General features: G+C 62.7%; 20 protein-coding genes and 1 pseudogene. 13 read left to right on the top strand and 8 right to left on the bottom strand.

Annotated features, from left to right (window positions below):
• The first annotated feature begins 658 nt into the window (after positions 1-658).
• A complete protein-coding gene (locus MFF55_RS22785; protein ID WP_238246403.1) occupies positions 659-922 on the top strand; it encodes a hypothetical protein in 264 nt (87 codons plus the stop codon).
• Between the two features lie 76 nt (positions 923-998).
• Here MFF55_RS22785 and MFF55_RS22780 read toward each other — a convergent pair whose 3' ends face one another.
• On the bottom strand, positions 999-1,247 hold the full coding sequence (locus MFF55_RS22780) for a hypothetical protein (protein ID WP_238246402.1): 249 nt from the start codon (positions 1,245-1,247) through the stop codon (positions 999-1,001).
• 225 nt (positions 1,248-1,472) lie between these two features.
• On the opposite strand from MFF55_RS22780, the gene MFF55_RS22775 reads away from it, so the two are divergent.
• From MFF55_RS22775 to MFF55_RS22750, 6 genes are all read left to right on the top strand, one after another.
• Complete coding sequence (locus tag MFF55_RS22775; RefSeq protein ID WP_238246401.1) at positions 1,473-1,724, top strand: hypothetical protein; 252 nt, start codon at positions 1,473-1,475, stop codon at positions 1,722-1,724.
• 245 nt (positions 1,725-1,969) lie between these two features.
• Positions 1,970-2,236 (top strand): hypothetical protein, encoded by a 267-nt coding sequence (locus MFF55_RS22770; RefSeq protein WP_238246400.1) that lies wholly within the window; start codon positions 1,970-1,972, stop codon positions 2,234-2,236.
• 50 nt (positions 2,237-2,286) lie between these two features.
• A complete protein-coding gene (locus tag MFF55_RS22765; RefSeq protein WP_238246399.1) occupies positions 2,287-2,499 on the top strand; it encodes a hypothetical protein in 213 nt (70 codons plus the stop codon).
• Positions 2,500-2,501: 2 nt separating this feature from the next.
• Positions 2,502-2,762, top strand: a complete 261-nt coding sequence (locus MFF55_RS22760) for a hypothetical protein (RefSeq protein ID WP_238246398.1) — start codon at positions 2,502-2,504, stop codon at positions 2,760-2,762.
• Positions 2,763-2,873: 111 nt separating this feature from the next.
• On the top strand, positions 2,874-3,404 hold the full coding sequence (locus MFF55_RS22755; protein ID WP_238246397.1) for a DUF2314 domain-containing protein: 531 nt from the start codon (positions 2,874-2,876) through the stop codon (positions 3,402-3,404).
• A 421-nt stretch (positions 3,405-3,825) separates the two neighbouring features.
• Positions 3,826-4,008, top strand: coding sequence for a hypothetical protein (locus tag MFF55_RS22750; RefSeq protein ID WP_238246396.1), 183 nt, complete (start codon positions 3,826-3,828; stop codon positions 4,006-4,008).
• 71 nt (positions 4,009-4,079) lie between these two features.
• Here MFF55_RS22750 and MFF55_RS22745 read toward each other — a convergent pair whose 3' ends face one another.
• Entirely contained in the window at positions 4,080-4,346 is a 267-nt protein-coding gene (locus MFF55_RS22745; protein WP_238246395.1) for a hypothetical protein, read from the bottom strand.
• Between the two features lie 728 nt (positions 4,347-5,074).
• Between MFF55_RS22745 and MFF55_RS22740 the strand changes: the two genes are divergently transcribed.
• The 4 genes and pseudogenes from MFF55_RS22740 to MFF55_RS22725 all read left to right on the top strand — a co-directional run.
• Entirely contained in the window at positions 5,075-5,284 is a 210-nt protein-coding gene (locus MFF55_RS22740; protein ID WP_238246394.1) for a hypothetical protein, read from the top strand.
• A gap of 173 nt (positions 5,285-5,457) precedes the next feature.
• Entirely contained in the window at positions 5,458-6,231 is a 774-nt protein-coding gene (locus MFF55_RS22735; RefSeq protein ID WP_238246393.1) for a Crp/Fnr family transcriptional regulator, read from the top strand.
• A 1,879-nt stretch (positions 6,232-8,110) separates the two neighbouring features.
• Positions 8,111-8,464, top strand: coding sequence for an ATPase inhibitor subunit zeta (locus tag MFF55_RS22730; RefSeq protein WP_238246392.1), 354 nt, complete (start codon positions 8,111-8,113; stop codon positions 8,462-8,464).
• A gap of 17 nt (positions 8,465-8,481) precedes the next feature.
• Positions 8,482-8,709, top strand: a pseudogene (locus MFF55_RS22725) (DUF4189 domain-containing protein); the annotation flags it as partial.
• 161 nt (positions 8,710-8,870) lie between these two features.
• Here MFF55_RS22725 and MFF55_RS22720 read toward each other — a convergent pair.
• Positions 8,871-9,344 (bottom strand): hypothetical protein, encoded by a 474-nt coding sequence (locus MFF55_RS22720; protein WP_238246391.1) that lies wholly within the window; start codon positions 9,342-9,344, stop codon positions 8,871-8,873.
• A gap of 319 nt (positions 9,345-9,663) precedes the next feature.
• On the opposite strand from MFF55_RS22720, the gene MFF55_RS22715 reads away from it, so the two are divergent.
• Positions 9,664-9,972 carry a hypothetical protein gene (locus tag MFF55_RS22715; protein WP_238246390.1) on the top strand — a complete coding sequence of 103 codons (309 nt, stop codon included), beginning with the start codon at positions 9,664-9,666 and terminating at the stop codon, positions 9,970-9,972.
• A gap of 785 nt (positions 9,973-10,757) precedes the next feature.
• Here the strand turns inward: MFF55_RS22715 and MFF55_RS26890 are convergent.
• The 4 genes from MFF55_RS26890 to MFF55_RS22695 form a co-directional block, all read right to left on the bottom strand.
• Entirely contained in the window at positions 10,758-10,892 is a 135-nt protein-coding gene (locus MFF55_RS26890; protein ID WP_283206786.1) for a hypothetical protein, read from the bottom strand.
• 730 nt (positions 10,893-11,622) lie between these two features.
• The gene (locus tag MFF55_RS22705; RefSeq protein WP_238246389.1) at positions 11,623-11,877 is read right to left on the bottom strand and encodes a hypothetical protein; all 255 of its coding nucleotides are present in this window, start codon (positions 11,875-11,877) and stop codon (positions 11,623-11,625) included.
• Positions 11,878-12,051: 174 nt separating this feature from the next.
• Positions 12,052-12,345, bottom strand: a complete 294-nt coding sequence (locus MFF55_RS22700; protein WP_238246388.1) for a hypothetical protein — start codon at positions 12,343-12,345, stop codon at positions 12,052-12,054.
• Positions 12,346-12,424: 79 nt separating this feature from the next.
• Positions 12,425-12,583 (bottom strand): hypothetical protein, encoded by a 159-nt coding sequence (locus MFF55_RS22695; RefSeq protein ID WP_238246387.1) that lies wholly within the window; start codon positions 12,581-12,583, stop codon positions 12,425-12,427.
• A 148-nt stretch (positions 12,584-12,731) separates the two neighbouring features.
• On the opposite strand from MFF55_RS22695, the gene MFF55_RS22690 reads away from it, so the two are divergent.
• The gene (locus MFF55_RS22690; RefSeq protein ID WP_238246386.1) at positions 12,732-12,995 is read left to right on the top strand and encodes a hypothetical protein; all 264 of its coding nucleotides are present in this window, start codon (positions 12,732-12,734) and stop codon (positions 12,993-12,995) included.
• A gap of 52 nt (positions 12,996-13,047) precedes the next feature.
• Here the strand turns inward: MFF55_RS22690 and MFF55_RS22685 are convergent, their stop codons facing one another.
• The gene (locus tag MFF55_RS22685; RefSeq protein ID WP_238246385.1) at positions 13,048-13,332 is read right to left on the bottom strand and encodes a hypothetical protein; all 285 of its coding nucleotides are present in this window, start codon (positions 13,330-13,332) and stop codon (positions 13,048-13,050) included.
• Positions 13,333-13,574: the final 242 nt, after the last annotated feature.

Below are 13,574 nucleotides of genomic sequence, written 5' to 3'. Positions count from 1 at the left end.
AGGCGCCCCAACGCCTCCACTGGATGCTGCAACCGGCAAGCCCGCAAACCTGTGTCAGGAACTCGTTGCGTTTGTGCAGCAGCCTGATCCAGCCAAGAAGGCCGATCCGCAACCTGCCCAACTCGCTTCAGCGGTGCAGGCGCCCAAGGCAGATAGTGCCGAGTCCAAGCCTGCCGCTCAGGGGACTGCGCAGAACACCTCCGGCCAATCTGGGCAGATCACCCAATCCGGTCCTGGCGCGGCGGGTCCGCAGGGCGGCACGCAGAACGCAGCCGCTCCATCGGGTGCGAGCGGGAACGCCACGCCCAGCTCAAATGCCACCCAGGCGGCGCAAACCCAAGCCGCCCCTCCGCCGGCCGGGCCTGCTACTCCTGTGGCGCCTAAGCCGACGCCGGAGGCGATCGAACAGGTCAAAGCAGCTGCTCGCAGCAATGACTTGAGCGCGTGCCGTAGCGCGGCTCAGCAGATGCGAAGAGCCGGCGTGGCTATGCCGGCGCCCCTGCTTGCCTTGTCGGCCATGGATCTAAATCTGCTTCAAGCGGCATCGCAGCCCTGAACGCATGTGTAGAGGGGTCCACGAGACGCCCTGCTAGCCCGTGATCAGATCGGGCGGCAGGGCTCGCTTGGTCTCTTTGGAAGACCCGCGCTAGGACGCTGCATGGCGGATGATCCAACCATAGGCGAGCTGTTCGAAGCTAAGGTCATCCTCGGCATGGATCTCGTCAGGGCAGTCGACGCTTACATGGCTGATCCTGCCACGGAGACGTTCGAGATCGGTGGCAGCTACGTGCTGAACCTTGCCGGGGCTGTGGAGGCGAGTGCGTACGCTCAGCGGGTGCTGGTTGATCCAGACGCTAACATGATGCGACGACGCGGTGTTGTGCGCGCTGCCATCCTGTTAGCGCGACCAGAGAAGCGGTGACCAACAGGGCCAGTACGCCGCCCGTCCGCAACCGTCGTTTCGACCCGCTGGCGTTGTTCCCTTTTCAGGCGCGCACTCAATCGCCTTCCTCTACCACGGGCGCGCCGCCGAGCCACGCAACGGCGGCCTCCAGCGTAGGAAAGTGGTGCTCTGCTTGCGTGAAGGGTTGGGGCCGCAGCACCGTCGGCAGGTCGTCCAGCAACTCCACGCGCCAGCCCTCGACCTGACCGGTGCGCGAGACCTCCTGGACCACGCAGCCCATGATGGCGTCATCAAGGGCAAGGTCGTAGCTGCCGGCCGCGAGTCGATGAAGCGTGTAAGCCATCGACGCTCATACCAGAGATCTACAAGCCAAGTCGCGCATCAGCTCGATCATATTCCGCCAGCCCGTGATTAGACCGGGTGACGAAGCTCGCATGGCCTGCTTGCTCAGCGTTCGCGCTGTCCGAAAGTGTGGCGTCAGCCAAAGCCGGCTCGTCGCCTTGCGTCGTACCCTCGCGCGCTCCATCTCGCTGGATTATGCTTGGCTGCAGGCAGGAGAGACGCTGACATGGCTGACGTCGATGTGGACCAGTGGCTTGAGGGCTGGGTGGAGAACAACCTGACCAGCCCAGGCCATGTGGAGGCAAAAGCGGAGATGCGCGATAAGGCGGAAGCCTGTGCTGTCGAGGCGACCGCTGATGGGATCTCCATCGCCGAGCTGAAGGAAGCGGCGGGCGGCGACCTCGAGCAGTACCTCGTAGACCGTCAGAATGCATTGACCGACATGGAGGCTGGTGACCTCTCCAGCAGGGACGCCTGAGACAGGCCAGAGCCTAAGCGACAGAAGCAGCGCGGCACATCGCGGCCGCCTGGCTGTCGCACATTTGGCATAGCCGACCCACACACCCTCCCTTGTCTCGTCTGCCCCTTCGTAGCTGCCGGGCGCCATGTCAGCATCACCCTCGATCCCCCTCTGCTCGTCCGAAGTGCGCGCTTGGCGCGAGGGCTTCCTGAGCCTGAAGCCGGGTGTGTCGCCCTGCCCCGGTCTTGCGGGTCCGAAATGGGTTGCGGTCCAACACGGCAGCGCTGGCCTTCCTGGATCGGTTCGCGGACGACGCGGGGGCGCTCGGCTGGACGACCGCGCAACTCTTCGGCGTTCATCCTGAGCTCGGCGTGCTCCGCTCGGATTATCGCGGTGCCCTGGTGCTCAGTGGGGAGGCAGTAACGGCAGTCGAGCCCAACCGCATCGTCTTCGAGCGGACGCACTACCGCCGCGACATGCCGGGCATATCGGAAGGCGTTCCGATCGGGGCGTTCACGGGCGAGGGCTGATTCACTTCATTCATCGTGCGCTCTTAAACCCATGTTAGCGTCACCCCGCTATGACGCTGGACGTCCCTCCCACGCACGATGCTGCCGACGCCCTCCTTGATGAGGCAATCAGGGCCCTCCGCATTTCCGGCTGCATCGTCCAGAAGCTCGCGGATCCGGACGACACCTACAGCATTTACGGTTGGCCGCCGGTGATCTTCGGCGGCGTCGTGGCCCTGGCCTGGGACACGGGCCTGATGGGCAGGGCTGAGGGGGTGCATTAGCGATGGCGGATGATCCCTATTTCGGTGATCTATTCAAGGCCAAGGCGATCAGCGACGAGGATGTGAATGCGGCCGTTGATGCCTACATGGCCGACCCGACCACCGGCCGCTTTATGATCGGCGAGCATCCCGCAGACCTCGCCAGCGCTGTAGCCAGAAGCCCTTACGCGCAAAGCATGCTCGCCGATCCCGGCATCGAGAACGCCTCGAAGCGTTCCGCGGTGCGCACGGCAATCCTGCTAGCCCGGCCGGTGAAGGTTTGAATTTTTCGACTAGGGTTTAAGGATGGTCTGCAATCGGTGTTTCACCTACGGTTTTAATTGCGTGCTAAGTCATTGATGTAAGAAGAAGGCCTCTGCAGCTGAGGTCGTGTCATGCGTATCTATTTCGTGGTGGTCGCGGTCGCGGCTGGGTTTCTCGCGTTCAAGCCCTTTCAGTCCAGCATGAGCCCGCTCGCAATCCCCGAGGCGGCGGCCGGCAGGTCCGAGGCGGCACCGCGACCTATCAACGCCAACGCTGTAGCCTACCACACGCGCGATGCGCGGATGAACGCGGCCAAGGACGAGGCACGGGCGACGCTACCGCGCTTCCTTGCGCTCCTGAATAGCAGCGCGCCCGGCACCTACGCCGTGAAGTTCCCGCTGACGCAAAACGGCGCGACCGAGCACATCTGGCTACAGGTCGATAGCCATCGTGATGGTGTGTTCCGGGGCCGCCTTGCCAACAAGCCGCTCAACGGCAGCGCCTACAAGGCCGGCGATGCCATGACCGTTCCCGCAAGCGAGATCGGGGACTGGAGCGTTACGGATCGCGACGTGATCTACGGCGGCTACACCGCACGTGTGGCCCTCGCCGACATGCCTGAGGACCGCGCCAAGGCGTTCGCGAAGCGCTTCCGCGACTGAGTCAATCAGCCTGCTCCAACGCTGTTGTGCCTGAGGCAGGCCGGGGCTTTTCAGAATGCCTGAGCCGTAGGCAACTCGGCGAGTGGCGGTGGCGCCATACGGCGCGCCTCCCGAGCTTGGGCGAGGATCCTCTCGACCTCCGGCTCACTCACGTCGAGTAGCTGCGCAATATCGGCGGTGTTGTCTCCGGCCGACCAGGCGCGGACCACAGCAAGCTGCATCGTGGAGGCAGACGCAGTTGAAGTTTGCATGGTTTGATCGTGGTTAAGTGCGCCAAGAAGCTGAGGCGCCGGGCTATCGTCTTCAGACGACAGCTGCAACCTCTGCTGAGAGCGCCAGTTTACCGCGCCGGTCAGGAGTACAGCATATTCCAGCCTGAGGTACGGTTGAGGCGGCGAGCACCGGTCGCTAGATCGCAGGCATGAACAAACTGGACGCCCTCCTGACCCGCCTCAAAGCGCGCCAGCGCGAACTCATCCTGCAGGCCGCCGACTACGACGCGATGCCGGCCGACAGCACGCTCAAGCGGATCGCGGAGCTTGAGAACGCCATCGCCGCAGTCGAAGCTGTGGCCGATGAGGAAGCCAACAAGCGCCGAGAATAGGTTCGTTCGGCCCGCATGGCGATCCTGCTGGCCAGGCCGGTGAAGGGGTGAACTGGACTCTGCTGATGCCGTCACTCAGCTGAGGTGAGCAACGGCGAGGTCAGATCAAGGCGATGCGCCTCCGGCAGGGTCCCGCTCGGTCTCGACGAAGTCCAGACAACCCGGCCATAGGCTTCACGCAGGTAAGCCTCACCGGGCGCGCTCCCCAGGGTGTCGGACACGATCAAGGCTGCTTGGCGCTCGGCTTCGGCAAGGGAGGAGGCCGAGATCAAGACGTAGTCCGTCCATCCTCCTGCGTCGACATCTTGCGAGCCTTCGGAAACTTCAAGCACCATCATCGGATGGTCCCTGACCCAAGGACGCCGCGAGTTCGTTGTGAATGGCCGCACGCACAGCCTGGGCAGCTTGGCGGGGCATCAGCAGCGCGACTGGCGTTCCGTCCGCGCCATGCATGTGCAGCACGATGGTATCGCCTCCATCGATCGTCTCTGAGCGCACAAACCCTCGCGTCGCCAAGATCCTAGGCTTTGCCCCTTCATCCTGAGCCAATGCAATCCCTCTCTCGCCCTGCATGTCCCGTTCGGCGTACAGTGAGATGCTTACCTAGCTACTTGCGTGCAATTCATTTTCGCGTGTTGTCGCCAAGGTTGAAGGTCCGGTCTGACGGAGCGCAGCATGCTCGTTGAAGCCGCGGAACTGCACCCGGAGGGCTACGCGCTCGCGGTCTACGACCCGCCAGCTGATGGCTTGCCGTGGTTGGTCGTCTGTCTTGACCCAGTAGGGCGCCTCGTTGCAGCGGTAAACTCGCACATAGCGGACGCAGCCCGCGCCAGGATCGCGGACCTTAAGGCTGAGCTGCGGCTGAAGCCGCCAACGAAGGATCGCCCAGTACACTGAGCGTTAAAGGGTTTGGCTCAACTCTGGGGATCGCTCTCACTGCGTTAGGGCGCGACAATGAGCCTTTCGTTGTTGATCGCAGCACTCCCCATCTTCTCGCAATGATGACCCAAAGCTACGTAGCTTGACCATGAAGTTCTGGAAGTTGACCGCCCAGGAGTAGGCTGGTGTGACGGAATCGACTGAGAGCGGAGAACGGGCGTATCGCGCGGCCCTGATTGGGGAGCAGGGCGTCGTCGCATCGATGGTCCAGATCACCGCAATCGATGATGACGAAGCTTGCAAGAAGGCCAAGGCCCTTGTGGATGGTCACGCCGTCGATCTCTGGGAAGGCCTGCGCTTCATTGACCATTTCCCGACAGTTGATCCGACCAACTAGCGGTGGCCTGCAAGCAGGTTGAGCGAGGATCCAGCGGCGGCGAGGGTCTTCCATCGCACCATCGCCAAGCCGGCTGCAACGTTTCCGTTTCACATGTGTTGGCCTCGTATCGACATAGGTTAGCTCGCCACCCTGGTTTGAGCGCTGTCAGGTTCTCGACAGGAGCTTGGATCATGAGCCACGTGCAGAACATCAAGGCTGCCTCGGCCGTTTGCTATGGCCGTCACGAGCCCGACACGAGAAGCCCCCTCATCCGCAAGCTTGAGGCTTTCGTGTTCCTCTCGCGGCAGGACCGCACCGCTCTGGAGCAGCTGAGTGCCGGGGCACGCCTCGTCGAGCCGCGTACCGACCTACAGCGTGATGGCGAGATGGCCACTGACGCCGTGCTGGTGCTCGATGGCTTCGCCTGCCGCTACAAGCACCGGGTGACCGGCGACCGTCAGATCCTGGCCTACCTGCTGCCGGGTGACCTCTGCGATGTCGATGCGCCTCATCTCGGGCGGATGGACCATGCCGTTGGCACGCTCTCAACCTGCCTCGTCGCCAGGATTTCACGCGAGACGCTTGCCACCCTCATGGCGCAGCAGCCGACCGTGGCGCGAGCCCTGCGGCTGGCCAAGCTGGCCGAAGAAGCCACGGCCCGCGAGTGGCTGGTCAACCTGGGCACCCGCTCAGCGGCCGAGCGCATGTCCCACTTGTTCTGTGAGCTCCTGACCCGTCTTGAGGCTGTAGGGCTTGCGGAAGATGACGGCTGCAAGCTGCCGATCACGCAGCTTGATCTGGCCGACACGCTCGGACTGTCCAGCGTGCACGTCAACCGCACGCTTCAGGAGCTGCGGAGCAGGGGCTTGGTCGAACTTCGTGGCCGCAGCCTGAAGCTGCGAGACCTGCCAAGCGTCAGAGCCTTGGCGGAGTTCAGTCCGGCCTATCTGCGGCCCGCTCACTGAGTGGTCTGTTTCAGCGCCCAGACGTTCGCCAGACCAGCGCTGGTTGGGCGCGGACTAGTCGAGGAAGGGCCAGCGTGCTGCAAGTGGCGGCAACCCGACGAGGCGACCTAGTTCCTGATGGATGCCGGCCGAACTGCCGGAGCGGCAGGGTCGCCTTGGAGGGTGACTTATGAGAACTCTCGCGGATGGCGGATCGGTCCAAAGCCATGCGGCATTGACATGCAGCCGGTCGGCTTGCCGAATACCGAGAAGGCGGAAGCGATGATCCGCATTGTGATGTCCCCGCACCGCGTCGGTCTTCTCATGGCCGCGCCCCTGGTGCTGGTCGCCCTTGTGCTTGCCGGAACAGCAACATGGGATGCGCGTCCGTTGCCAGCCTGCTCTGCGGGGCGGGTCGCCCCCCTCAATCCGGTCTATCGCTGCCGGCATATGACGATGATCGGAGGGACCCCTGTACAAACCGTGGGTGTGACGGGACCCGGTCTGGTGAGAACGGTTGAGCAGGGCACCGTGTCGGGGATGCCCGATTTCAGGTCAGCCGGTCTCGCCGCGCTGGGGGCGCTCGGTCTGTATGGTCTCAGCCGTGGTTTAGGCTGGCTCGTCAGACGACGTCGGCGCTGGTTGGGACGCCAGGGCCCTGCTTCACATCTGGGTCGGTAGCCGCAGAACCAGGGCAAGCTGCCTCACGGCAGGGTGTCACAGCCCCATCCCCAGTGCCACAGGCTAAGCGGGGCGGATGGCCGAACTTGCATTCATCGTTGTTGCCGGACCGCTCGGGGCGGTCGCCGTCCTGGCGGGTGCTCACCCTAAGATCGAGCGGCTGTGGCGACGCATCTTGCTCGGATGAGCAAAGGCGCACGGCTCGTCCCTGTCCCTCTCGCGGGCAGGCACCAGCAAGCTGTTGGCCTTTGTTGATGTAATCGGCGGTAGCAGGGTTAGACCATGACCAAGCAGCCTTCCCACGCCTTCAACGTCGATGTCAGGCGTTGCGGCATTCAGCGTGAGGCATTCGTCTGGTCCATCGCTGAGCGTGGTGGAGAAAAGCGGTGCTCGCCCCGTACCTACACCTCATGGCCAAGTCTGGGGTGCCTTGCGCGACATTGGCGCTCGGAACAGGCGCAACGCGGCTCAGGTTTCCGCCGGACCTTATCGTTCGATGTTACCAGTGGGGCTTCAGCATGCGCACAAAGCTTTTTGTCATGCGGCTGGGGTTTGCAGCACTGCTCGCGATGAATGCGGGGCCGTCCTACGCAGGCTCGAACGACAGCCCTGGGGTGAAGAAGCTACCCGCGCCGGACGCGAAGAGCGTGGGCTCTGGCATCCCCTCGCAACCTCCGGGCAACGGGATTGGTGGCAACAACCCGGGCAGCATGGGCTCGACGGGTGGACAGGGCACCAGTGGCGGCAACATGAAGGAAGGAGGGAACGGCGGCTCGAACGCTGGTCCCACCGGAAGCGGCTCACCGGGTACGGGAGCAAATCAGCCGCGTGGTCAGAGCGGGCAGTAGTACATCACCGTCAAAGGCTGAGGCTCGCTCTGGTCGCGACCACTGAGGCCATCTCGGCCGGCATGTTCGTCGCCCTCAACGACAACGCCGCCCTGGCTGCCAAGCGCGCCGCCTAATCCGCTAATCAGCGCCTACTACACGAGCCCGCCCGGCCCACGCCGCGGCGGGTTTTTGCTGTCTGCTCGCGTCGGACTGATACAGCATCGTCTGGTATGACGAAGTCCGCCATGATGAGGGCTGCGACGTAGCCGTTGGTGATCTCCGTGCGAGCCAAAATCTTCGTAGTACTTTGGAATGTCTGGGCGTAGCATCCTGAGGTGGCAGAGCAGTCTGTAGGGTCGACTGCTCATCGACGAAGATGGAGGACGCACATGTCCAAACTGTTTGAGGAGCGAGAACGGGCTGCCGAGATGCTTTTCGTGCGCGCCGAGGAAGCGCGGTTCATGATGCATTGCCAAGGTGTGCGCTCGCTTGCCGCTTATGCAGCCAGGAAGCTTAGGATCGATGAGCAGGGCGCGACTGCTTACGCTCACGAACTGCTGAGCGCCGCGGTGCAGGGAACGAAGGATGAGGACTTGATCGAGCGGGTGCGCGCGGATCTAGCGGCAGGCGGAGTGATCGTTGAACCTGGTAGCCTTCGTCGCGAACTGAACCGATCAACGGCACAAGGTGTCTACGTGGTCGGCCCGGCTGAACCCCGCGAAGGAGCACAGGTCCGGATCTAACATTCGTTTCGTCCGATACTGAGGCCGAAGCTAAGCGCAACGCACAGAAGTTCTGCAAGGAGTATTGTGGCACGAGCTGTCAGGTCGTGCTGACCTACCAGCAATGCGGTGCGATCGCCGTGCGGACGCCTGGAAACGGAACTTATGGTTGGGCGAAGGGTGAGACCGAGCAGGGAGCCAAGGCCGGCGCGTTGCAGGCTTGCGATCACCAAAGCTGTAAGGTGATCGCGTCCGACTGCAACTGACGCCGCTCGGGCAACGACTATTGGCAACCTTGACGCTTCGTCGAGGATCAACGCCGATGTTCATCGGCCCTAAGAGCGAGAGGCGACCCGCCAACGAAAAAGCCCGCCGCGGCGCGAACCGGGCGGGCCTAGCCCAGAGCTATGGTTGCGAAGCGGCCATGCTAGGCCACATGCCGAACTGGAAGCGCAGCCCCTGACGGAGCAAGGGTTCTGGCTGCTGCCTCGATGCGCACGAGCCAGCTCTCCGCCGCCGCCGCGCGCTCTTCCGCCCGCCGCGCGGCGCTACGAGCGAAAGCGATCTGCGCATCCGCCCTTTGTTCGATTTCACGCACGCGGTTCTCAGCTTGTGCCAGGATCTCTTGCACCTGCCGCTTTGCCTGAACTTTGGCCTCCTGCGCCTGCGCCTCAGACGCGCGGACCTGCTGACGGATTACCTCAGCTTCTTCTTCCAGCTCCTGGATAGTGCCTTGAAGATGCTCGGCCTGCGCCCGCAGCAGCTCCTTCTGGAGTTCGGCCTGCGCTCGGGCTCCGTCGATGATGTCGAGGACGCCGCTCCACTCTCGATCAGCCACAGGTAGCCGGACGGAGGGCTCATCAGCTTCAGCGACGTTCGCAGCCTCGTTGGGCTGTGGCATCGGCATACGTCCTGGCTGGGTAGGACGCTCGGTTCGACGCCTGGCTTCAGCCGCCGTCTGCTTTTCGAGCTGTGCCCAAAACTTCTCAGCGACCACAGTCATCGCGCATCTTCCTTTTGGCCCAGCGCAGATCGTGTAAGTCTCTGTGCCTAAAGGAAGACGAGCATGCGTATAGTTAACGGCGAGTTAAGGCTAGGAATGCCTGCCTGAAAAAGCCCCGCGCGGCGCGTGCCGGCGGGGCGCTGCAGACCTGAATTCATCACTTGGAGCTTGCTTAAGATTTTTGCGGCAAGGTTGACCAATTCGCAAAGGTCACCAGATGCTCAAGCGGTTCTCCGCCACCAAGAGGAATGGCGCCCAGAGTGAGCTGGGCACTCCTGAAGGCAGTATCGACGAACTTGTCCTTCACATCAGGCAGCTCATCCGGCATCGCGGCTATGACCGGACCAAGATCACGAGCGAGTACCTGAAGCGCTATCTGCCCCGCGAGAACGATCGCGACTGGCAGGGGGAGACCATCCTGCGCCGGGACCATGCGACTGGCCAGATCGATAGCGGAACCATGGCCTATCTTGTCGCGAACGTCCGGGTCGAGCTCCAGATGGCGCACGAGCGCCAGACCTGCTGAGACCGACCTGGGGATTTCGGACGCTGAAAGGCTTTTGGCGAGAAGCACACAACGCGTAAAGAAGCCCCGCAGACGGGTGTCGGCGGGGCTGAAATTTTTGGCCGCCTTTGATCGGGGGGGCACCGCAACGATGCAGTGCCTTGAATGGGTAAGCCTATGAGGCGGCTCGCAGCCCCCGCAGAAACTTGAAGACAACCTCGGGGTTCTGTGGTTGCGGGGCCGGCTCGCCTCGCGGCTTCTGCCAACCTGTCCGACCTTCGGCAAATCCATATTCCAGGAAGTGGATCAGAGGATTAGCCCACTCCTGCACCACGTCCGGATTGGCCTTCAGGTAGCCCACGGTGCTGAAGACTGCGCTTGGGTCTCGGCCCTCTCTTCAGCCGTGTTTGAGATAATGCTCAGCAGCGCCAACTTCGAGGTCCGCTACGTCGGGGTAGGAGGCAAGGTAGAAGCCCTCGTCGAACCCCGGCAGCGGATTATGAAAATGCGGCTTCTTCGGTTTGGAGCGCGGACGCGTTCAGCGTCCGCTTCTGGCGAATGAGGACGTTCCATAGCTGCTCCCGTTGGTAGCGATCCAATGGACCGCTGGTTCGCCGGCAAGTCTACCTTATCAACCTCCCCTGCCGCATGAAAAAGCCCCGCTCGGCGGGTGCCGGCGGGGCTGAGTAGCTTGGAAGTGATTGGGGTCTTCCACCTCGGGCTATGGCTTAGCTACCGCCGTCTCGCAACACGAAAAAGCCCCGCTCAGCGGGTGCCGGCGGGGCTGCCGTGAAGATGCGGCTGTTTCAGATCAGGTAGTAGGTCCCAGCTGTCTTGAAGATCTTCGGGCAGTGGCTCTGGGCGACGAGATGCTGAGCCTCCTCGACGGTGATATGCCGATCCAGGGCAATCTCCGACAGCGTCATCAGCTTCTTCTGCATGTCCGTTCTCCGCGATGTGGAGACAGAACGCGCCTGGTGTAATGCTGTTCACGGGCCTTCAGCACGAAAAAGCCCGCCGCGGCGAGCCGGGCGGGCTGAGGCCTATGATCAGGCGGCGCTGAGCCTATCGAGCTGGCGGTTTCGTGCTCCTGACCGAAGCTGTGATGTCCCTGTCTGCAGTTTGATCCAGAGCGATTGCAGGGCGGACGTTCTCAAGATCAGCTATGTTTTGCGATTTCCAACTGCGGCGCGCCATAATCGAGGCTTCCAGAGTTGCACTAGGGTTAACTTCAGAGGAGCTTTGCACCTTCGAAGTGTGAGGCCTCATGAATTGCTTCTTCCTGGCCCGAGGAGTCTCGACATCGATTTGGGAAAAGTCTTCGTTGATCAGACCGCCTCTTTGCAAAGCACTGTATTGAGCAGGCGCGTCTGCTAGGCGACTGCACGCGCCTACCAGCAGTGTGGCAACGCCGCTTACTATAACCCTGTTGATCAACAACATGCATGTCTCAAGGTATAAATCTCCGGGCAATCAATGGGTGGCCCTGCCGCGGATGATCGGGGGACGATGCACAACGGCAGGACCTGTCCGTTGCGCAACAGGGAAGAAGCTCCCGGACCAAGGGATGATGCCAAGCCTGAGGCGCAAAGAGAAGCCCCGCAGACGGATGCCGGCGGGGCTAAAGTAGATGCTTGGGGTACGGGCTTAACCCGCGGGACGCAGTTCGGTTCAGGGTTTACTGAGCCGCTCGCCAAGCCCAGCCCCGTTCTCCGCGATGAAGGCGACGCCGGCAGCTTCGAGACGGGCACGAAAGCGGGCGTGGGCCTCTACCAGCAGTCGCGCCTGCCGGTCTTCAATCCCGCGACCTTCACCCGCTTCGACCACAGCGTGAACGCTCTTCTGCAGGTCGTCGGCGGCCGCATCCAAGCCGGGGTTGCGCTCAATCAGGCCGAGCAGATCGATCAGGTGCGCGCGGATGGTCAACGCCGCATCCTTAGCATCCCGGCCTAAGCCGATCTGCAGCAGCGCGGCATCGATACCCTCGACTCACCTGCTCACAAGTTCCTGGCGTAGCTCTGGCGTCATTGGACTGCGGTCCCGGGCTTCCTGGGTCTCACTGTCGAGGCCTTGCCTCGGCGCTCAGCCTTCTAGATCCTTCTACCCCTGTTGGGGACGCAGCGAGTGCGCGAGGCGTTCGATGTCCTGCCGCTCTTCCTTGTCAGATGCCTCGGCATCCTCATCGCTCCTGGCAGCATCCAACCGGAGGACGCCTTGCACCACCAGCGGCGGGGTTTCCTGCCCATACCCGCTCAGCAGCAGAGACGCTTCGAGGAGAGCGAGAATATCGCTGTCCCTGACCTCGCGCCCTAGTATCTGCGCGTTGAGAATGCGGTCAGCGAGGAGGTCCGCCAGGCGAGCAACCTGCTCCAGCCGATCATCCTTCGACAGCATGACGGACCCTGACGCTTGCTCGCTCACTTCAGGTAGCCTTTTCAATCAAGTGCTCGGTGAGGGCCACCACCTGCTCCACTCACGAGGAAATCGTTAAGGTCACAACCCCGGCCGCGCCAGCCGCGAAGAGGGCATCGATTTCAGCGTGGGCATAACCCGCACGCTTCAGCGCGAATGCGGCTCCGATGATGAGCAGCATGCCCGTCAATGCAAACAGCCGAGACAGCGTCGACTTCATTCGCCTGCTCCTTGCTATCTGACCCGCATACCTAGTTCGCCGCTGTTTGGGGAGACGAACTCGACGCGAGGCGCAGCTGCCCTACTCTTCGCGCGACTCGCGGTCAGGACGAGGGCCTAGTGGGCGGGTCGCAGGGGATGCAGTAGCAATGGCTGAGCGGCCGACCATCTGCGATCTCATGCAGTACGGCGAGATCAGGGGTGCACACCTGGCGGCTGCGGTCGACACCTACTTCCGGGCCCCACAGACGACAGCGTATGCAATAGGCGGCGCGCACGTTGTGGACCTCGCCAAGGCTATCCGAAGCTCAGCGGAGGCGCGCCTCATCCTTGCCGACGACACGGTGCCCGACAGCGTTAAGCGCGCAGCAGTGCGCACGGCGATCCTGCTGGCTCAGCCGGTGAAGGGGTGAGGGACAGCCCCAAACTACCCTTCTGCGTCCGCGAGGTCGCTGAGGCCGAGCGCTAATGCAGCTTGCGGCTGGTCCAGCTCAACTCTCGCTCTGCCGCCTCGATCCTCTCCGCCGCCCGGCGGATTGCAATCTTTCGTTCCTGAGCGGCCAGCATACTGTTCACTGTGGCCAGAGCTTCGCTGCGCGACATCTGACCGGTTGCAAGATGAGGCCCCCCGGCAGGGACAAATGCGATGTGCGCCAGCGCGACGCCAGAGGCATCCTCGATGACGAAACAATCCGACTTCTCAACGACCCGCCAAGGGGTATCCAGCCGGTAGGGGCTACTCTCACTCAACGTTCTATCCGCTCTCCCCCCGGATCGCGGAGCGGGAACGCAGCAGCGGCCAAAAGCGCTGCAACAAGACAGCGGAAACCCGCCATGGCGCAAGCCGGACGGGCTGAACAATATCTCAGGGTTGCTCTGGTATATCGAATGACGCATATTGCAGTGCGGAATCGCGATGGCGTCGCGGTCCTGCTGCCCTCATTGGGCGTTTCCTCCCTAGACTTGGGCCGCTCTTCGGGGCGGCCCTTTTT

It is taken from the genome of Methylobacterium iners, from assembly GCF_022179305.1.
Classification (GTDB): Bacteria; Pseudomonadota; Alphaproteobacteria; order Rhizobiales; family Beijerinckiaceae; genus Methylobacterium; species Methylobacterium iners.
The sequence above is the reverse complement of the archived record's forward strand: the minus strand, read 5'-3'. Positions and strand labels throughout refer to the sequence as shown.